At 69.4% G+C, this 19,192-nt stretch carries 16 protein-coding genes; 6 read left to right on the plus strand and 10 right to left on the minus strand.

All coding sequences use genetic code 11. The features are described 5' to 3' along the window. From B1991_RS06485 to B1991_RS06500, 4 genes are all read right to left on the minus strand, one after another. Positions 1-957, minus strand: a 957-nt coding sequence (locus tag B1991_RS06485) for a histidine kinase dimerization/phospho-acceptor domain-containing protein (RefSeq protein ID WP_136257909.1), incomplete at its 3' end; no start/stop codon positions are given. Further along, positions 954-1,619: a response regulator gene (locus B1991_RS06490; protein ID WP_136257910.1), complete on the minus strand. Its 666-nt coding sequence runs from the start codon at positions 1,617-1,619 to the stop codon at positions 954-956. The genes B1991_RS06485 and B1991_RS06490, both read right to left, overlap by 4 nt. Before the next feature lie 137 nt (positions 1,620-1,756). Beyond that, positions 1,757-3,310 (minus strand): EAL domain-containing protein, encoded by a 1,554-nt coding sequence (locus tag B1991_RS06495; protein WP_136257911.1) that lies wholly within the window; start codon positions 3,308-3,310, stop codon positions 1,757-1,759. 101 nt (positions 3,311-3,411) lie between these two features. Continuing rightward, a complete protein-coding gene (locus tag B1991_RS06500; RefSeq protein WP_136257912.1) occupies positions 3,412-4,248 on the minus strand; it encodes a hypothetical protein in 837 nt (278 codons plus the stop codon). Between the two features lie 331 nt (positions 4,249-4,579). On the opposite strand from B1991_RS06500, the gene B1991_RS06505 reads away from it, so the two are divergent. From B1991_RS06505 to mnhG, 6 genes are read left to right on the plus strand one after another with little or no spacing between them, the layout of a single operon-like run. Beyond that, positions 4,580-7,480 carry a monovalent cation/H+ antiporter subunit A gene (locus tag B1991_RS06505; protein ID WP_136257913.1) on the plus strand — a complete coding sequence of 967 codons (2,901 nt, stop codon included), beginning with the start codon at positions 4,580-4,582 and terminating at the stop codon, positions 7,478-7,480. After that, positions 7,480-7,821, plus strand: a complete 342-nt coding sequence (locus B1991_RS06510) for a Na+/H+ antiporter subunit C (protein ID WP_136257914.1) — start codon at positions 7,480-7,482, stop codon at positions 7,819-7,821. The genes B1991_RS06505 and B1991_RS06510 overlap by 1 nt, the downstream gene beginning before the upstream one ends. After that, the gene (locus B1991_RS06515) at positions 7,818-9,413 is read left to right on the plus strand and encodes a monovalent cation/H+ antiporter subunit D (RefSeq protein ID WP_136257915.1); all 1,596 of its coding nucleotides are present in this window, start codon (positions 7,818-7,820) and stop codon (positions 9,411-9,413) included. Before B1991_RS06510 ends, B1991_RS06515 begins: the two co-directional genes overlap by 4 nt. Then, positions 9,410-9,898: a Na+/H+ antiporter subunit E gene (locus B1991_RS06520; RefSeq protein ID WP_136257916.1), complete on the plus strand. Its 489-nt coding sequence runs from the start codon at positions 9,410-9,412 to the stop codon at positions 9,896-9,898. The genes B1991_RS06515 and B1991_RS06520 overlap by 4 nt, the downstream gene beginning before the upstream one ends. After that, positions 9,895-10,176, plus strand: coding sequence for a K+/H+ antiporter subunit F (locus tag B1991_RS06525; protein WP_136257917.1), 282 nt, complete (start codon positions 9,895-9,897; stop codon positions 10,174-10,176). The genes B1991_RS06520 and B1991_RS06525 overlap by 4 nt, the downstream gene beginning before the upstream one ends. After that, complete coding sequence (gene mnhG / locus B1991_RS06530; protein ID WP_136257918.1) at positions 10,173-10,526, plus strand: monovalent cation/H(+) antiporter subunit G; 354 nt, start codon at positions 10,173-10,175, stop codon at positions 10,524-10,526. Before B1991_RS06525 ends, mnhG begins: the two co-directional genes overlap by 4 nt. 99 nt (positions 10,527-10,625) lie before the next feature. On the opposite strand, the gene B1991_RS06535 is transcribed toward mnhG, so the two are convergent. From B1991_RS06535 to B1991_RS06560, 6 genes are all read right to left on the minus strand, one after another. Then, a complete protein-coding gene (locus B1991_RS06535) occupies positions 10,626-11,954 on the minus strand; it encodes a Fic family protein (RefSeq protein WP_136257919.1) in 1,329 nt (442 codons plus the stop codon). Positions 11,955-12,104: 150 nt separating this feature from the next. Continuing rightward, positions 12,105-12,302 (minus strand): CsbD family protein, encoded by a 198-nt coding sequence (locus B1991_RS06540; protein WP_136257920.1) that lies wholly within the window; start codon positions 12,300-12,302, stop codon positions 12,105-12,107. Positions 12,303-12,460: 158 nt separating this feature from the next. After that, the gene (locus B1991_RS06545) at positions 12,461-13,648 is read right to left on the minus strand and encodes a CaiB/BaiF CoA transferase family protein (RefSeq protein ID WP_136257921.1); all 1,188 of its coding nucleotides are present in this window, start codon (positions 13,646-13,648) and stop codon (positions 12,461-12,463) included. Positions 13,649-13,774: 126 nt separating this feature from the next. Next, positions 13,775-15,610, minus strand: coding sequence for a glycoside hydrolase family 127 protein (locus B1991_RS06550; protein WP_246031079.1), 1,836 nt, complete (start codon positions 15,608-15,610; stop codon positions 13,775-13,777). Then, on the minus strand, positions 15,607-17,778 hold the full coding sequence (locus B1991_RS06555; RefSeq protein WP_136257922.1) for a formylglycine-generating enzyme family protein: 2,172 nt from the start codon (positions 17,776-17,778) through the stop codon (positions 15,607-15,609). Before B1991_RS06555 ends, B1991_RS06550 begins: the two co-directional genes overlap by 4 nt. 31 nt (positions 17,779-17,809) lie before the next feature. Further along, a complete protein-coding gene (locus B1991_RS06560) occupies positions 17,810-19,123 on the minus strand; it encodes a serine hydrolase domain-containing protein (RefSeq protein WP_136257923.1) in 1,314 nt (437 codons plus the stop codon). Positions 19,124-19,192 lie beyond the last annotated feature (69 nt).

The raw sequence follows: 19,192 nt of genomic DNA on the forward strand, positions 1-19,192 counted from the left end.
CAGATCGACGGACTGGCGCTGCTCCAGTGCGGTGCCGGATTCCAGCCGCGCCAGCGCCAGCAGCTGCTCGACCCGCCGCGCCAGCGCGGCGACGTTGTGGCGCGCGCCGGCCAGGCTGGTGGCGGCTTCGGCGGGGTCGCGGGTGGCCGTGGCGCTTTCGATGTTCAGCATGATCGAGGCCAGCGGCGTGCGCAGTTCGTGTGCCACGTCGGCGCTGAAGCGGTGCTCGCGCTCCAGCGCATCGGCGAGCCGTCGCAGTTGCCCGTTCAACGCGTCGAGCACGGGCTGCAGTTCCAGCGGCGCGCGTTCCAGCACGATCGCCTCGCGGCTGCCCAGCGCCCGCGAGGCCAGTGCGCCGGTCAGCGACTGCAGCGGGCGCAGTCCGCGCCGCACCGCCCAGCCGACCAGCAGGCCGAGCAGCGGCAGGCCGATCAGCAGCGGCAGGGCGTGGTCGAACCACAGTGCACGCAGGATGTCGTGGCGGCTGTCGTAGCGCTCGCCGGTGCGGATCACCACGCCGTCGGACGGGTCCTGCAAAGTGAACAGGCGCCAGCGGTAGCCGTTGGCGCGGATGTCGCGAAACTCGGCATCACCGGGTTGTGGCGCTGGCAACGCCGCGAGGTTGGTGGTGGCCATCACCAGATGGCCGGCGGTATCGAACACCTGGAAGCCGACTTCGGACTCGAACGTATGGCCGCGCCGGCGCAGGGCCTGCATCTCGGGCGGTTCGATCGGCACCAGCTGGCCGTTCCGGTCGCGGCCGCGCAGCACGTCGCCGCCCTCCTGCCCGATGATGACCTGCAGCGTGCGCGCCGACTGCGCCAGCCGGCCGTCGGACAGCTCGTTGACCTCTTCCATGGTGCGCCGGAAGCTGAGCACCGCCAGCGGCAGCAGCACCGCGATCATCACCCCGATGATCAGCCAACGCAGCCGGCCGCGCAGGCTGGGCTGGCTCATGCGGGTTCCCGCGGGATCATGTAGCCGAAGCCGCGCACGGTGCGCACGGTGTCGTAACCGAGTTTCTTGCGCAGCGTGTGCACGAGGACCTCCAGCGCGTTGTCGCCGACCACGTTGTCCAGACCATACAGCGAGTTGATCAGGCTTTCGCGGCGCACCAGCTTGCCCGCGCGCTCCAGCAGGATCTGCAGCAAGGCGAACTCGCGCCGGGTCAGTTCGATCACTTCGCCGCGAAAAGTCACCTGCGAGGTGCCCAGGTCCAGCGTCAGCGCGCCGACCTCGATGCGGTTGACCGCCAGGCCCTGCGCGCGCCGGCTCAGCGAGCGGATGCGCGCGCACAGCTCGTCGAGGTGGAACGGCTTGATCAGGTAATCGTCGGCGCCGGCATCGAGTCCGTGCACGCGCGCCTGCAGGCCATCGCGCGCGGTCATCACGATCACCGGCGTGGTGACGTGGCTGCGGCGCGCCTCGACCAGCACGTCGAGGCCGTCCTTGCCGGGCAGGCCGAGGTCGAGCAGCACCAGGTCGGCGGTTTCGTCGCGCAGCGCGATGAGCGCCTCGCGGCCGTCGCGCAGCCAGCTCACCGTATAGGCGAGGCGTTCCAGCGCGCGCTGGATCGCGGCGCCGAGCTGGGCGTCGTCCTCGACCAGGATGATGTGCACGAACAGGCTCCGGTGTGGCGGCGGCCCGGCGGATTATCCGTGTGCCGGCTTAAGAAGTGCTTATGGCGCAGTCGACACGTCAAGAGCCGGTGGCTGCGCGGTCCGCGCGGAGGCGCTCGACCGGGTGCCGCCGGCAATCAGTCGGGCCCGGCCGGGCGCAGCAGCTCGTCCAGCGGCTGCGCCTTGCCGAACAGCCAGCCCTGGGCAAACGCCACGCCGTGCTGACGCAGGAACTCGGCCTGGGCGTGGGTCTCCACTCCTTCGCTGATCAGCGTGAGCTTGAGCGAGCGCGCCATCGCGATGATGTGCAGCACCACTTCGCTGGTGACCGACCCGGTGCCGATGGCGTCGACGAAGATCTTGTCGATCTTCAGGCAATCGGCGCGCAGCTGGGTCAATTGCGACAGGCCGGAAAAGCCGGTGCCGAAGTCGTCGATCGCCACCCGGATGCCCAGCGCATGGATGCGCGCGATCGTGCGGTTGGCGCTGGCCGGGTCGACGAAGGAGCTCTCGGTCACCTCCACCACGATGTTGTGCACGCCGATGCCGGGCGTGGTCAGCAGGCGCTGCAGGTGCTCGACGACTGCGCCGGACAGCAGGTCGCTCGGCGCCAGGTTGACGCTGATGTAGCAGCCCGGATATCGGCTGAAGAAGCGTGGCCCGTCGATGGCGACGCGGGCGAGCACGTATTCGGTGAAGCGGGCGGTCAGTCCGCAGTCGGCCGCGGCCTGCACGAACAGCGCCGGGCGCATGCCGATCTGCTTGTTGGCGGGCCAGCGCAAGAGTGCCTCGGCCCCGGCTATCGTGTTGGAGCCCAGCTCGACGATCGGCTGGTAGTACAGCACGAACTCCTGCCGGTTCAGCGCCGCCCGCAGCAACGCGGGCAGCGACGCACGCTGGCGCGCGAACATGACGATCGCGCCGACCAACGCCGCGCCCAGTGCCAGCCCGACGGGAAGCAGCAACAGGGCGAGCTCGCGCAGGCGGGAGCTCAGGTAGGCACGCGGAATCGCCGCGTAGGCGCCCACGTCGAAGCGTTCCGATCCCTGGATCGCCACCAGGTAGCCGCCGTCGTAGAAGATCGCGCGGGCAGCCTTGCCGTGCTGCTCCAGCCATGCCGGGTCGAAGTGGCCGTCACGGGCCCAGACCTTGCCGGCGCTGCGCCCGAACACGCCCTGCGCAAGGCCCGGCACGGAAGGCGTTTCGACCAGCAGGTTGTCCGGGTGAACCGCGGTGGCGTAATGGTCGCCGCTGAGCACCACGAACGGGCGGCTGCCGTCGATGGAAACCCCGAAGTGCACCCGCGTGCCCTTCGGGCTCACGTACGCCGGTGGCCCCATCTGCAGGCCGTCGGCCTGCGGGCCGATGGCCGAGCAGGTGATGCGATCGCCGGAGACGTAGCCGGCCGCCTGCACGTAGTCGTAATCCAGCAGAATCCGGCGCAGCTGCGCGCGTTTGGCCTCGGAGCACGTGCCGGAGGGATTCAACTCGGTCAACCGCTGATAGGCGGCCGCGGACTGTTCGCCCACCGCTTCCGTGCGATGGATGATGGCGCTGGCGATGTTCGATGCCTGGGCGCCGGCTTCCTCCATCGACTGGTGGCGGGCGATCAGCAGCGCCGCCACCAGCGGCAGGACGATGGCCACGGTGCACAGCGTCAGCGCGATGGTGGTGGCAAACCGCCTTGGCATCGTTTCCCCTTGCCGCGCCCGTGTCCGGACGGCTCGTCGGAGCCTCGATGATGCACCAACGCTGCCGGCGTGCCTATCCGCTCATGCGCCGGCGGCACGCCTCAGAAGCGCAGGTGGACGAACAGCGAGGGGCCGTCCAGTTTCATGTCGAGGTTGGCGTGGTAGGCGTGCTTGCGCTGGTGCAGCACCACGCGGCTGTAGCCGTATTCGGCGCCGAAGCCCAGGTGTGGCCACGGCAGCCATTCCACGCCCAGCGCGGCGTTCACGATGTGGCCGCTGAGCCGGCCGCCGTTCTTCTTCACCCCGGCGGCGTCGGCAAACATGCGCCACTGGTCGCTGAACGCATGGCGCCAGCCGAGCTGCAGCATCGGTGCCCAGGCGCCGTCGCTGGTGCTGGAGGAGGCCTGTCCCACCGGCTCGCCGTTGACGCTGGCCGCGCCGCTGATGCCGGCATGCACGCGGTAGTAGGCGCCGCCCAGGCCCAGCCCGAACACGTCGTTGCCGTGGCCGAACCACCAGCGCCAGGAGGCGCTGCCGAAGTCGAAATTCAACTTGCCGCGCACCGTGGCGGCGGCCTCGTAATCGTTGCCGGCATAGCTGATCGAACGCGCCAGGCTCTGGCGGCGCGAGCGGTTGACGCTGTAATAGTCCAGCGAGAAACCCTGGCTGTCGCCGATCAGGAAATCCAGTCGTGCGCGCGGCACGCGCTTGCGGTCGTTGAAGCCGAGGTCGTTCTCCAGGTTGAAGCTGCCGCCGTACCGGCCGCCCGCATCGCTGGCGCCGAGGGTGGTGTCGACATGCGCGTCATAGCCGCCCAGCCACAGGCTGACGCGATCGAGCGCGGGCGACTGCTGCGCGCAGGCCAGCCCGCTGGCCAGTGCCAGCGGGAGCAAGGCGGCGGCGCGCAGCGCATGTCGGCGGATCGGGGGATGGATCATCTGCCATGTCTCCGGGTGGTGATGAATGCTGCGGGGCATTCGTGGCCATCCTGATTCCCGCGGACATGGTAGGAACAGCGCGTGTGCAAGCGCCGTGCAGGCTCGTTGCCGCTGGCGCGCGGCGAACGATAGAATCGAACGAGGAGTCCGGACGGTTCTGGCCGCCACGCTCCCAGTCCAGGGTGAGCGCATGCGGGCGATCGCGACGATGGCCTGCCATGCCGCGCGCCTGCATGGCAGCTGGTTCGAGGCGGTTGTCGTGCGTGATGCAGCGGGGTGCCGGTCCGGTGACGGGCGACACCGACGATGTTTCCATCGAACGCAGTGAGCGATGCCCGACAACCTCATCCCAGGCGCCATCCTCTGCCTGCCTTTCGCGGCGGCGGTGCTGACGTGGCTGATGCGCGAGCGCGGGCACAATCGCGCCGCCTGGCTGATGACCGCCACCGCGCTGCTCGGCCTGGCCCTTTCGTTGTGGCTGGCCCCGGCGATCCTTGCCGGCGCGGTGCTGCGCCAGACCATTCCATGGGCGGGCTCGCTCGGGCTGGACCTGGTGCTGCGGGTCGACGGCTTCAGCTGGCTGATGATGCTGCTGGTCTGCGGCATCGGCGCGCTGGTGGGCGTGTATGCGCGCTACTACATGTCGCCGGACGATCCGCTGGCGCGCTTCTTCGCGCTGCTGCTGGCGTTCATGGGTTCGATGCTGGGCATCGTGATGTCCGGCAACGTGATCCAGCTGGTGTTCTTCTGGGAGCTGACCAGCCTGTTCTCGTTCCTGCTGATCGGCTATTGGCACAACGGCGCCTCGGCGCGCGACGGCGCGCGGATGGCGCTGATCGTCACCTCCGGCGGCGGCTTCTGCCTGCTCGCCGGCATGCTGTTGCTGGGCCACATCGCGGGCAGCTACGAGCTCGACGCGATCCTCGCCGCGGGCGATGCGGTGCGCGCGCATCCGTGGTACACGCCGACCCTGCTGCTGGTGCTGCTCGGCGCGTTCACCAAGAGCGCGCAGTTCCCGTTCCACTTCTGGCTGCCGCAGGCGATGTCGGCGCCCACGCCGGCGTCGGCCTACCTGCACTCGGCCACCATGGTGAAGGCCGGCGTGTTCCTGCTGGTGCGCTTCTGGCCGGTGCTGGGCGGCACCGCCGAGTGGTCGTGGATCGTCGGCGGCGTGGGCCTGGTCACCCTGATCCTGGGCGCCTACGCGGCGATGTTCGAGCAGGACATGAAGGGCGTGTTGGCCTATTCGACGATCAGCCACCTGGGCCTGATCACCATGCTGGTGGGGCTGGGCAGCGCGCTGGGCGTGGTGGCGGCGATCTTCCACATCGTCAACCACGCCACCTTCAAGTCCTCGCTGTTCATGGCCGCCGGCGCGGTCGACCACGAGGCCGGCACGCGCGACCTGCGCAAGCTCGGCGGCCTGTACCGGGTGATGCCGGTCACCGCCACGCTGGCGCTGGTGGCCGGCGCGGCGATGGCCGGCGTGCCGCTGCTGAACGGCTTCCTGTCCAAGGAGATGTTCTTCGCCGAGACGCTGGCGGCGCGCCAGGGCCCGCTGCTGGACGCGATCTCGGTGGTGATCGCGGTGGCGGCCAGCGCGTTCGGCGTGACCTACTCGATCCGCTTCGTGCGCGGCGTGTTCTTCGGCCGCATGCCCGCCGACCTGCCGCGCGAGCCGCACGAGCCGCCGCTGTGGATGCGCTTCCCGATCGGCTTTCTCGCGCTGGCCTGCCTGCTGGTGGGCGTGTTGCCGGGGCGGGTGATCGGACCCACGCTGCGTGCGGCGGCCGGCGCGGTGCTCGGCGCGGACACGCCGGCGTACAGCCTGGCGGTGTGGCACGGCCTGACCACGCCGCTGCTGATGAGCGTGTTCGCCTTCGTCGCCGGCTGCCTGCTGTTCGCCAGCCTGCGTCGCCGCTTCGACGCCATCGAGACGGCGCCGCTGACCAGCCGCTTCAGCGGCAGGCGGCTGTTCGAGCGCGCGCTGGCGGTGTTCGCGGCGGACTGGCCGCAGCGGATCGAACGGCTCTACCCGAGCCGGCGGCTGCAGTCGCAGTTGCTGTGGATCGTGCTGCTCGCCCTGCTGGCCGGCGGGCTGGCGGCCACCACGGCGCCGCTGGATTTCCGTCCGCACTGGCCCAGTGTCGATCCGGCGTTCGCGCTGCTGTGGCTGCTCGGCGCGGCCTGCGCGATCGGCGCGGCGAGCCAGGCCAAGTTCCACCGCCTCGCCGCGCTGGTGCTCAGCGGCGGCGCCGGGCTGGTCTCGTGCGCGAGCTTCGTGTGGCTGTCGGCGCCGGACCTGGCGGCGACGCAGCTGCTGGTGGAGGTGGTCACCACCATCCTGATCCTGCTCGGCCTGCGCTGGCTGCCCAAGCGCATCGCCGGCTATGCGCCCGAAGGGTGGCGCCAGCGCTTCCGCCGCCGCCGCGACATCGTGATCGCGATGGCGGTGGGCGTCGGCGTGGCCAGCCTGGCCTATGCGGCGATGATGCACCCGGTGGCCGACTCGATCTCGCGCTTCTTCCTCGAGCGGGCCTACGCCGAGGGCGGCGGCCACAACGTGGTCAACGTGATCCTGGTCGACTTCCGCGGCTTCGACACGCTGGGCGAGATCAGCGTGCTGGCGATCGTGGCGCTGACCGTGTTCGCCCTGTTGCGCCGCTTCCGCCCGGCGGCCGAAAGCATCAGCGCGCCGGAGCAGCAGCGCCAGCAGACGGTGCTGGAGAATGGCGCGCCCGGCCGCGCGGCGGACCACTCGCTGACCGACTATCTGATGATCCCGGGCCTGATCATCCAGCTGATGGCGCCGGTGATCGTGCTGTTCGGGCTGCACCTGTTCCTGCGCGGGCATGACCTGCCGGGCGGCGGCTTCGTCGCCGGCATCACCGTGGCGGTGGCGCTGATCCTGCTCTACATGGCGCGCGGCGCGCGCTGGGTGGAGTCGCGCCTGCGCGTGCTGCCGCTGCGCTGGATCGGCGCCGGCTTGCTGCTGGCGGTGCTCACCGGCCTCGGCTCGCTGGCGTTTGGCCGTCCATTCCTGACCAGCCACTTCCAGTACCTGGAACTGCCACTGTTCGGCGACGTGCCGCTGGCCACCGCCTTGCTGTTCGACCTGGGCGTGTTCGCCACGGTGGTGGGCGCCACCATCCTGATGCTGATTGCGCTGGCGCACCAGTCGCTGCGCCGGCCGCGCCAGGCGCCGACTGCCGAGACGGGAGGGCAGGGCTGATGGAACTGGTGCTGGCCGCCGCCATCGGGATCCTCGCCGCCTCCGGCGTGTGGCTGCTGCTGCGCCCGCGCACGTTCCAGGTGATCATCGGGCTGACCCTGATTTCCTATGCGGTGAACCTGTTCATCTTCTCCATCGGCGGCCTGCGCACCGGTGCCGATCCGGTGCTGCACGAGGTGGCCGGCGACGTGGCGCAGTACACCGACCCGCTGCCGCAGGCGCTGGTGCTCACCGCGATCGTGATCGGCTTCGCCACCACCGCGCTGTTCCTGGTCGTGCTGCTGACCTCGCGCGGGCTTACCGGCAACGATCATGTCGACGGCGAGGACGGCACGCCATGAGCCTGCACCTGGTCATCGTGCCGATCCTGCTGCCGCTGCTGGTGGCCGCGCTGCAACTGCTGATCGGCGAGCGGCGCCGGCGCACCACGCTGGCGCTGAGCATCGCCTCCTGCGCGGGGCTGGTGCTGGCCTGCGCCGCGCTGATGCACGCGGTGTCCGTCGAGGGTGCACAGGCCGCGGTGTACCGCATCGGCGACTGGCCGGCGCGCTTCGGCATCGTGCTGGTGGCGGACCGCCTCTCCGCCTTGATGGTGCTGCTCACCAGCGTGCTGGCGCTGGCGCTGCTGCCGTATGCGCTGGGCCGCTGGCAGCATCGCGGCGGCCATTTCCAGCCGCTGCTGCAGTTCCTGCTGATGGGGCTGAACGGCGCCTTCCTCACCGGCGACCTGTTCAACCTGTTCGTGTTCTTCGAGGTGCTGCTGGCGGCGTCCTATGGCCTGGCGCTGCATGGCTCGGGCGCGCGGCGGGTCAGTGCGGGGCTGCATTACATCGCGGTCAACCTGACCGCCTCGATGCTGTTCCTGCTCGGCGTCAGCCTGATCTTCGGCGTCACCGGCACGCTCAACATGGCGGCACTGGCCGAGCTGATCCCGCACGTGCCGGAGCGCACCCGCGCGCTGCTGCATGCGGGCGCGGCGCTGCTCGGCGTGGCGTTCCTGATCAAGACCGCGATGTGGCCGCTCGGCTTCTGGCTGCCGCGCACCTACGCGGCCGCGGCGCCGGCGGTGGCCGCGATGTTCGCGCTGATGACCAAGCTCGGCATCTACGTGCTGCTGCGCCTCGGCCTGCTGCTGTTCGGCGCTGGCGCCGGGCCCGCCTCGGCGCATTTCGGCAGCGCGTGGATGCTGTGGGGCGGCATGGCCACGCTGGTGGCCGGCACCATCGGCATGCTGGGCGCGCGCGACCTCGGCAAGCTGGCCGGCTACAACGTGGTGGTCTCCGCCGGCACCCTGCTCGGCGCGATCGGCCTGCAGCAGAGCGCGGTGACCGCCGGCGCGCTGGCCTACCTGGTGATCTCCACCCTGGCGATCGCCGCGTTCTTCCTGATTGCCGGCCTGCTCGCCTCCGACGGCGACGACGATACCGACGACACGCTGAGCCTGGAGCCGTACGAGCAGCCCGGCGAGACCCCCGCGAACGAAAGCCTGTACGCGCAGGAGGACGAGAGCCGCGTGGTGATCCCGGCGCCGATCGCGATGCTTGGCTTGAGCTTCTCGGCCTGCGCGGTGCTGCTGGCGGGGCTGCCGCCGCTGTCCGGCTTCCTGGCCAAGTTCGCCCTGCTGGCGCCGATGCTCGATGACGCCGGGCGCGGCGCGCAGCTGCTGTTCGCGCTGGTCGTGGCGGCCGGTTTCTGCACCGTGACCGCGCTGTGCCGCGCCGGCATCCAGATCTTCTGGGTCGAGCCGGAGCGGATCTTTCCGAAGGTGCGCCTCACCGAGAGCGTCTCCGTCGCGCTGCTGCTGGGGCTGTGCCTGCTGCTGACGGTCTGGCCCGAGCGGCCGCTGCACTATTTGCGCGACACCGCCGCGCAGCTGCATGCGCCGGGCAACTACATCCACGCCGTGCTGCCGGGCGCCGAGGTCGCACCATGATCCGCCGCTGGCTGCCGCATCCGCTGCTGAGCGCGCTGCTGGCGCTGATCTGGCTGGTTCTCAACCAGAGCGTGTCGCCCGGCACCGTGCTGCTCGGCGTCGTGTTCGGCGTCGTGCTGGGCCGGATGCTCGACCTGCTGGACCCTCCGAAGGCGCGGCTGCGCCACTACCCGCTGCTGCTGCGCCTGTTCGTGCGCGTGGTGCTGGACATCGTGCGCTCCAACCTCGCGGTGGCGCGCATCGTGCTGTTCGGCAAGCGCCCGATGCACTCCGGCTTCGTGGCGATCCCGCTGCAGCTGACCGACCGTTACGGCCTGGCCGTGCTGTCGTGCATCATCACCTCCACCCCCGGCACGATCTGGGTCAGCTACGACTCCAGCGCCAACATCCTGCTGATCCACGTGCTGGACCTGGTCGACGAAGCGGACTGGATCGACTCGATCAAGCAGCGCTACGAACGCCCCCTGCTGGAGATCTTCCCATGAGCCATGCACTGCTCGACGTGGCGATCCGCGCGGCGCAGATCCTGCTGCTGCTGGCGATGGCCTTCTCGCTGATCCGCATGGTGCGCGGTCCGCGCGCCCAGGATCGCGTGCTGGCGCTGGACGCGCTGTACGTCAACGCGATGATCCTGCTGCTGACCATCGGCATCCGCAGCGGCAGCATGCTCTACGTCGAGGCCGGCCTGATCATCGCCCTGCTCGGCTTCGCCAGCACGGTGGCGCTGTCGAAATTCCTGATGCGCGGACAGGTGATCGAATGAACCACCTCGACGCGCTGCCGCCGTGGGCGGCCATCACGGTCGCCGTGCTGATGCTGCTGGGCGCGCTGTTCGCCTTCATCGGCTCGCTCGGCCTGCTGCGCCTGAAGAACTTCTACCAGCGCGTGCATGCGCCCACCCTGGGCACCACGCTGGGCACGTTCTTCATGCTGGCCGCCTCGATCACCTGCTTCTCGGTGCTGCATGGCCGGCCGATCTTCAACGAGGTGCTGATCGGCGTGTTCCTCACCCTGACCACCCCGATCACCCTGATGCTGCTGGTGCGCGCCGCGCTGTACCGCGACCGCGAGGAAGGCTCGCAGGACGTGCCGCAGCTGACGCGCAAGGAATGACACGCGGGGCCGCTGCAGCTGCAGCGTCCGCTCGAAACCGCGCACCTGGTGCCTGGCCTCGTCACGCGCGATCCCGCATGTGACGAGACCCAGCCGTGGTCATGCATGCAATCGTTTTTCGAGATCGGGCACCGGAACGAACACGAAGGCCTTTCCTTCGCGGGATTGGCGCAGGAATCCTTCGGCCACCAGGGCAAGCAGGTCGGCCCTGGCGGTCTGGTACGACGTGCCGTGGCTTCCGCGATGCATCTCGATGGTGAAGACTTTTCCCGGGTTCCTGAGGGCGTTCAGAAGGAGCGCTCTTTGCCTGTGGTTGATCCGGTGAGCCAGCGGGCTGCCGGGTTTGAGCAGCGCCGCGGCGGCTGCCTGCTCATTCTGCTTTCGCGTGATGTAGCCATGAACGCCATCGATGGCTTCGAGAATGACGGTCAGCTGGTGAGCCACGAAATAGGTGGTGTCCCCCTCGTCGGTCTCCGTGTACAGGTATGACCGCATGTACTGGGCGGGGGCGCGCTTGAGGATGCTCGATATCGACAGATACTCCGCCATCCAGAAACCCGATCTCAGCAGCGACCAGTAGAACAACGTCCTGGCGGTCCGGCCGTTTCCGTCGACGAACGGATGGTCGTAGCCGATCTGGAAGTGGATCAGGATCGCCCTGACCACCGGGTGCACGAAGTGCTCGCCGTCGTCCGACTGGTTGGCGAAGTCGCAAAGGGCCTGCAGGCGCTGCTCGAGTTCCCGTGCCGGTGGCGGCGCGTGGAGAACGCGACCAGTCTCGTCCTCGATGACAATGTCTTCCGAGGGCAATCGGAATCTTCCCGCGCAGCCCTCGTCCTCGAGCGTTCCATCGGTCAGCTTGCGGTGGATCTCGAACACCGCGGCAGGGGTCAGCGGCCGCTGCCTCCAGGCTTTCAGTTCGCGCATGGCCAGGTAGTTGTTGTAGATCATGCGTTCGCCGCAATCCCGCGGCTCGCGTCCGCTGCGAAGCATGTCCTTGGCGACCTGGGTGGTCGTGGCAGCTCCTTCAAGCTGCGACGAAGTCATCGCTTCCTCCATCAGGGATCGAACGAGGTAATGCTCGCGGGTGACTTCCGATTGAGATGCCTCCTGGCCACGAAGCGCACCAGCGGCATCACGGCCGATGAGGAACAGGTTTCGCTGGATGCTGTCGCTCAGAACGACGGTGAACGGGTGGCCTGCCTTGTCCTTCAACGGCATTTCCTGGCGCAGCCCGCGGCGCGCCATCTTGATTCCCAGCCACCATTCTTCCGGCGTAAGGTTCTCCGGTGGCGTGAGATGGCGCAGCTGATCCCAGTGCTCGTATCGTCCCTTGACCTCGGGACCAAGCTTGCCGAGCAGTATCTTGCGGACGTCGGAACGCTCGAACAGGTCGCCGAACGCCGGGGGCGGCATGGGGAGTTTCATGAGGCACCTGTCAATTTGCTACTAATTGATAGCGTAATTAGTAGCAAATTGACAGTGCCAGGTATCGGCTTCGCGGCGGGCTGTGCCCGAGCCGACGCGCGGGAGGGCCAGTACGCAGTACCGACCCTGCACGATCCGGCGTGGTGACGCTTACAGCGTGCGCTCGAACTCGTTCACCTGGCGCTGCGCCTCGTCACGGGCGATGCCGTAACGCTCCTGCACCTTGCCTACCAGGTACTCGGTGTTGCCTTCGGCCTGGGTCAGGTCGTCGTCGGTCAGATCGCCCCATTTGGCCTTGATCTTCCCGGTGAGCTGTTTCCAGTTGCCCTGGATGCGGTCGTTGTTCATGGGTGGCGACTCCGTGTGGGGGACATGCGGCGGGCTTCCGACGGAAACCCTTCCGCGCCACCTACTCTCCGGAATCGGTTGTGAGCGGCAGGTGGTCGGTTCGTGCAGGGGAGGGGCGGGCGTTCATGATCCGCGGCGTGCGCCGCCCGCCGCCCGGGTCAGCGTTTGCGGAACGCGCTGCCGGCATCGTGCTCGAGCGCGGCGATCACGGCGGCAGTGTCCTGGTCCAGCACCGGTGCGGCGAACGGCGCCGGTCCCGGCGTGCGGCCGAAGCGGATCGACTGGGCGACGCCACGGTAGCGACCCACCAGCGGGTGCTCGAAGGTGTCGATGATGCCCTGCGATTGCACTTGCGGGTGGTCGAACATGTCCTCGATCCGCCGCGCCGCGGCGCACGGCACCTCGTCGCCGAAGATGGCCTCCCACTCCAGCGCGGACCGCGTGGCCAGCGCCGCGTGCAGCGCGGGCAGGATCTGCGCGAAGTGCTGCGCACGCTTGCGCACGGTGTCGTAGCGCGGGTCCTCCGCCATCGCGTTCAGCCCGGTCCTGGCGCACAACGCCTTCCAGAATCGCGGCGTGTTGGCCGAGATGTAGATCCAGCCTTCGCGCGTGGGGTGGATACCGGTGACGCCGCCGGAGCGCATGTCGCGCCCGATGTCGAGCGACTCGCCTTCGGCCCAGATCATCCGCGCCGACTGCATGGTCAACGCGCTGCGCAGCAACGACACGCCGACGAACTGGCCCAGCCCGCTGCGCTCGCGCTCGTACAGCGCCGACGATACGCCGGCGGCCAGCAGCGCCGCGGCGTAGTAGTCGACCACCGACCCGTAGATGATCTCCGGCGGGCCGCCGCGCTTGCCCTGCAGGGTGCACATGCCGGTCATGGTCTGCAGCACCTGGTCGTAGCCCGCCTTGTCCTTCAGCGGGCCGCTGTCGCCGTAGCCGGTGATCGCGCAGTAGACCAGTCGCGGGTTGATCAGGTTCAGCTGCGCGTGGCCGATGTGCAGGCGCTCGGGTACGCCGGGGCGGAAGTTGTGCACCAGCACGTCGGCGTCGCGCACCAGCTTGAGCAGGGCGGCATGGTCGGCCGCACGCTTGAGGTCGAGCACGATGCCGCGCTTGCTGCGGTTGACGCCGAGGAAGGCGCGGCTCTCGCTGGGCAGGGTGGACGGGTACTGGCGCAGGTTGTCGCCGCCCGGCGGCTCCACCTTGATCACATCCGCGCCCTGGTCGGCCAGCAGCGAGCAGGCGTACGGCCCGGCGATGTAGGCGCTCAGGTCCAGCACGCGCACGCCGGCCAGCGGGCCGTGGCGGGCGGTGTTCGACTCAGGCGGTGAGGTTTCCATGCGCGATGCATCCATGGGGAGCGGGGTGAAAGCTTCGGGCCACTGTGCACCATGCCCCGGTGAGGAAACAGGCAAGACGGCTATGTTCTGGCGCCACAAATTCTTGTGTGATGCGCGCCGGCGGCGTCATCCCGGGGAATCCGGCGCCAGCGGCAGCCAGCTCAGCCGCCAGCTGCCGTCGACGCGGCCGCCGGTGGCGAAGTACGGCGTGAATTCCAGCGGCGCGCGGTAGCCGGGATCCAGCACGATGCGCGGCAGACCGCCCGTCGCCGGGGGCTGCAGCGCGAGCCACTGCTCAATCGGTGCATCGGGCAGGCGCAGGGTCTCCTCGACCTTGAAGCCGTCGATCAGCCCCGTGGCATACACCAGCGGGCCGCAGGTGACGGCGGCGTACTCGAAGCGCAGCACTTCCTGGCGCACCGCGCTGCCGTCCGGCGCGCGCGACTCCTGCACGTTGCGGTTGGCCGCGCGGTGCAGCCGCGGCTGCATCGGGAAGCGCGCCACCAGGTCGTCGCCGTCGTGCCATTCACGTTCAAGCGTGGCGTAGCTTTCCGGAACGAGTGCGATGCCGGCATCCTCGCCGTTGACCGCCAGCGTGGCGCCGGTGGCCCACGACGGGATGCGCAGCTTCAGCGCGAAGCGCATCGGGCGGCCGAGGGCGATGCGCAGGCGGACATCGTCGGGATACGGACAAGCGGTGTCTTGTTCGATGCGCAGCTCGTCGCCACCATCCGATGCGAAACTCGCCGAACCGGCGCCGTAGAGATTGACGGTGATCGTGCCGTCGTCGTCACGCGCATAGGCGAGCGCGGGCAGTTCCTCCAGCGCCATCGCGCCGCTGGACTTGCAGCAGCGCCAGTAGGTGGTGTGCACGCGCTTGCCGTTCGGGAACACGTAGTAGCACCAGTCCTCGCCGTTCGGCGCCTGCGCGCCGAGCAGGTCGTTGTACGCGGTGCGTTCGATCTCCTCGGCGTAGCGCGCCTCGCCGGTGATCGCCAGCAGTTCGCGGTTCAACTGGATCCACGCCAGCGACGAGCAGGTCTCGACATAGCCGTAGGGGCTGAACACGCCGGCCGGGTTGAACACCTCGCGCGAGCGGTGCGCCACGCCGCCCCACGGCCCGCCGCCCAGGGTGAGGTGGTGCTCTCGGATGCTGCGCCAGGCCTGCTCCACGGCGCGGCGGTAATCCGCCTTGCCGGTGGCGCGGTGCAGCTTGGCCAGGCCGACCAGGTTCCACGCCAGCTGGTAGGCCTTGCCGGTGGCGATGGTGGAAACGTCTGCGCCCTGCAGCGCGCGCGTGAGCAGCGCCAGCTCGGGATGCTCATCCGCTTGCCGCAGCACGAGTTCGGCCAGCTGCAGGTAGCGCGGTTCGCCGGTGACGGCATGCAGCTCGGCGGCCGGGTCCATCAGCACCGTCGCCGACAGCCCGTGATGATTGCCCAGCTCGGTGATGTCGATGCCGCCGGCGGTCAGCGTGTGCAGGCACAGGTCGCCGATCCGGCGCGCGGCATCAAGGTAGCGGGCTGCTGGAAAATGCCGGTGTACTTCGAGCAGGCCGAGGATCAGGTAGGCATGCGTCCAGATGTCCCAGGTGCGCACGCTGGGCGCGCCGTCCCAGCTCACGGGTTTGGGTGGCTGCGGACGCATGAAGCGGTGGTCCGCTGCGTAGGTGCCGAGATAGCCGTCGGGTTCCTGCACCGACACCAGGTAGTCGGCCACGCGCAGCACGCCGGTGCGCAGGGCGTCGTCTGCGCTGCGCGCCGCCGCCTTCGCCGCTGCCACCAGCCACTTGCCGGCGTGCTCGCCGTACCAGTCGCCCTCGCGGTTGTCCTTGCGCCGCTCAGGCGCGAACAGCGCGATCGCCGGGCTGTGTTCGTCGACGATGAAATGTGCGAGCCGGCCGCGCAGGTTGGCAGCGAGCGCCTCGCCGAGCAGGCCGCCGAGTTGCACGGTGGTCGTCATGCCGAATCCACCACGCAGCGAAAGCCGACGCTGCCGGAGCGGTCCTTGCACGGCGCCATCAGCAGGTACTTGCCGTGCTGGTCGAGTCGGTAGGCTTGCGGGAAGTACCAGTGGGAGGTCTGCGGCTGGTAGCTGCTGCCGCCGCGCAGGATCGCGGCGCGGGTGTGTTCATCAGTGTATTCGTCGGTCCATTGCCAGACGTTGCCGACCAGGTCGAGCACGCCGAACGGGCTGGCCGCGGCCGGATGCGCGTCGGCGTCGGCCGGCGCCGTCAGCGTGCGGCCGCGGTTGACGGCGGGCACCATCGACGCATCCCAGTCGTTGCCCCACGGATAGCGGCGGCCGTCGTGGCCCTGCGCGGCGACCTGCCATTCCCATTCGTGCGGCAGGCGCTTGCCGGCCCAGGCGGCGTAGGCGCGGGCGTCCTCGATCGCGACCCAGGTCACCGGCTTGTTGTCCCAGCCCGGTGGTGGTGCGCCGTCGACCCAATGGCGCAGGAAGTTGTGCGGGTCGCGCGGGCGCCAACCGCTGGCGTCGAGGAATTCGCGGAACTGCGCATTGGTCACCGGCGTGCGGTCGATGAAGAACGCGTGCATCTGCAGGCGATGGCGGTGGTGGCGGCGCGCGCTGTCCTCCCACGGGTACTGCACGTCGTTGCCTTCCCAGGTCTGGCCTTCGATCTCGACGCCGCCGACCACGAAGTCGAAGCTGCCGGCGGGAATCGCCAGCATGCCGGGCGGGGCTTCGGCGACGCGGCGGGTGGGCTCGATCGGCACCAGCTGCTGCGGCAGCGAACGCCATTGGGCTGACAGCGAGCCGAGCGGCACCGCGGCGCGCTCGCGCATGCGCGCGAGGAAGGCGTCGAGGCTGTCGAGCGTGGCGCCCGGCGGGAGCGCCAGCAGGGCGCCGAAGCCGTGGCCTTCCAGTGCGAAATCGAACACCGCGCGATCGCCGTCCAGGCGAGGTTGCAGCGGCACGCCGTGCCAAATGTCGTACCAGCGCGTGCCGCCCTGATGCGGCAGCGCGATCTGCTCGCCGTCCACCGCATACTCGTTGCGGTTGACCAGCGTCCACAGCGTGAAGGCATCGGTGGGGAAGCGGCTGGCGAACACGCCGGCCTGCAGCGTGCGCTCGTACGGGCGCCAGTGGCGGCTGACCATCGCCGCTGCAAACTGGCGCTCGATCGCGGCGATGCGGCGCAGCGTCTCCGCGTCGCGCGGGGTGAACTGGTTCCAGATGCCCCAGATGTTTTCCCAGGCGTTGTAGCCGATGCCGTTGAAGAAGATGTACTGCAGGTCGTGGTTGCGCTCGCGGCCCCACCGGTTCTCGTAGTTGATCATGTGGCGCGGCTCCAGCCACTTCCACTTGGCCACCGGCGGGATCACTTCGTTCGGCGCCTTCTTGCCCCAGCTCTGCACGTTCCAGATCAGCTGCTCCTCGGAACTGATGGTGGATTCGGGCTGCAGCACCACCGGGCAGCCGAGCGCGTCGCAGGCGTCGAAGAACGCGCGCGGCACGCCGTTGTAGGTGTCGCCGTTGATGCCGTCGGCGCCGACCGCCTTGACCAGTGCGGCGATCGCCTGCCAGTCGCTCTGCTCCGGCTCGCGGGTACCGTGGTCCCACGGCATGGTGGGCAGGAACACGTGTACGCCGCGGCGGTGGAAATCGTCCACCGCGCCCTTGAGCCCTTCGAGGCCGCCGGGCAGGTCATGCGCCAGGTCGGTCTTGTTGCGGTCGTCGATGCCGATATTGGGGTAGACGAACCAGATCAGCACGCTGTCGATGCCGCCGAAGCGTGCCTCGAGATCGTCCAGGTAACGGTCGACGGTGTACTTGCCGGCCACCGGATCGTAGAAATAACGATCCTCCACCATCATCTGCGCGTGCACGAAATTGCGCTGCGCCCACTGCAGCTCGGGGCGGCGGTAGTTGGCGTCGTCGTAGCCTATCCGCACGAGGTGCTCGCGGCGCCAGTCGGTCAGCTCGCGGACCCAGTCGTCGACGCAGCCGTCCACGTCCGTCTTCCAGTGGCCGATCTCGGCGAACGGCCAGCCCGGCGCCTTGCCCGGGGTGGGCAGGTAGCGGCCGGTGGTGACGTGGGAGAACTTGAATTCGTGCGTCACGCGCGGGGCGGCGGTGTGGTCGGGCGAATCGGGGTCGGTGCTCATCGGGTACTCGGTAAAGCCGTGCGTGGTGAAGTCATGGCAGCGCCTGGTAGACCAGATCGTAGAAGTTGCGGCTGATCCGTGGCAGGTCCCTGCCGCCATCCTCGCGCGGCAGGTGCTGCAGCATCAGGATCGCCAGCAGGTGCTCGTGCGGATCGATCGTGTAGTAGGTCGAGGCCGCGCCGCTCCAGCCGAACTGGCCGGGCGAGCCGAGCTGGCCGCGGCGGGCCGGATCGAGCACCACGTAACCGCCGAGGCCGAAGCCCTCGGCGTCGCTGAACTGGGTCACCGGCGGGTCGAGCATGGTGAGGTGGTTGCGCAGCATCAGCTCCACCGTCTTGCGGCCGAGCAGGGTGTGGCCGTCCAGCGTGCCGCCGTCGAGCAGCATCTGCGCGAAGCGGGCGTAGTCGCCGGCGGTGGAATACAGGCCGCCGGCGCCGCTGTCGTAGGCGTTGAGCGGCTCGCCGGGATGCCGTGCACTGGTGGTGTCGGCGATCTCCAGCTTGCCGGCCGCGCCCATCCGGGTGAGGTCGACCACGCGCGAGCGCCGCGTCGCCGGCACGCTGAAGCCGGTGTCGTGCATCGCCAGCGGCTCGAAGATGCGCTGGCGCAGGAAGCGTTCGAACGATTGCCCGGAGGCCACCTCGACCACCCGCGCCAGCAGCTCCAGCGAGGCGCCGTCGTAGCCGAAACGGGTGCCGGGATCGGCGGCCAGCGGCACGCGGCGCATGCGTTCGGCGAAGCCGCGCAGGTCGGCGGCGCCGTGCGGGTCGGCGCGTTCCAGCAGTTGCACGGCCGGCTCGTCGCCCTTCAGGCCGGCCGGGTAGCCGGCGGTGTGGGTGAGCAGGTCGTGCAGGGTGACCGGCCGGCTGGCCGGGCGCAGCGTCGGCACGTCGACGCTGCCGCCGACCAGCACCTGCGGCGCGTCGAAGCCGGGCAGATGGCGCGACAGCGGATCGTCCAGGGTGAGCTTGCCTTCCTCCACCAGCATCATCACCGCGACCGAGGTCACCGTCTTGGTCATCGAGTAGATGCGGAAGATCGAGTCCCTGCGCATCGGCTCGCGCCGCGCCAGGTCGCGATGGCCGTAGGCCTGCCAGTCCACGATGCGGCCGTTGCGCGCCACCAGGGTGACGCCGCCGAGGTAGCCGTCAACGCCGGTCGACTCGCGCATGAAGTCGTGCAGGCGCTGCAACCTTGCCGCCGGGACGCCTTGCGTGTCGGCAGGGGCGGTCGGCAACGGCGGCGCTGTCCGCGCTGGCGACGCGGCCGCGAGCAGCAGGCAGGCGACCAGCAGTGCGACGTACAAGCGGCTGCCGGATCGGGTATTGGCGTCGGCTCGGTTCATCGAGGTCTCGCCGGCCGCGGCATCCCGGGGGACGGACGAGGATGCCGCGGCCCGTATGGCGTCACGTTA

Source organism: Rhodanobacter lindaniclasticus, assembly GCF_004799035.1.
Lineage (GTDB): Bacteria > Pseudomonadota > Gammaproteobacteria > Xanthomonadales > Rhodanobacteraceae > Rhodanobacter > Rhodanobacter lindaniclasticus.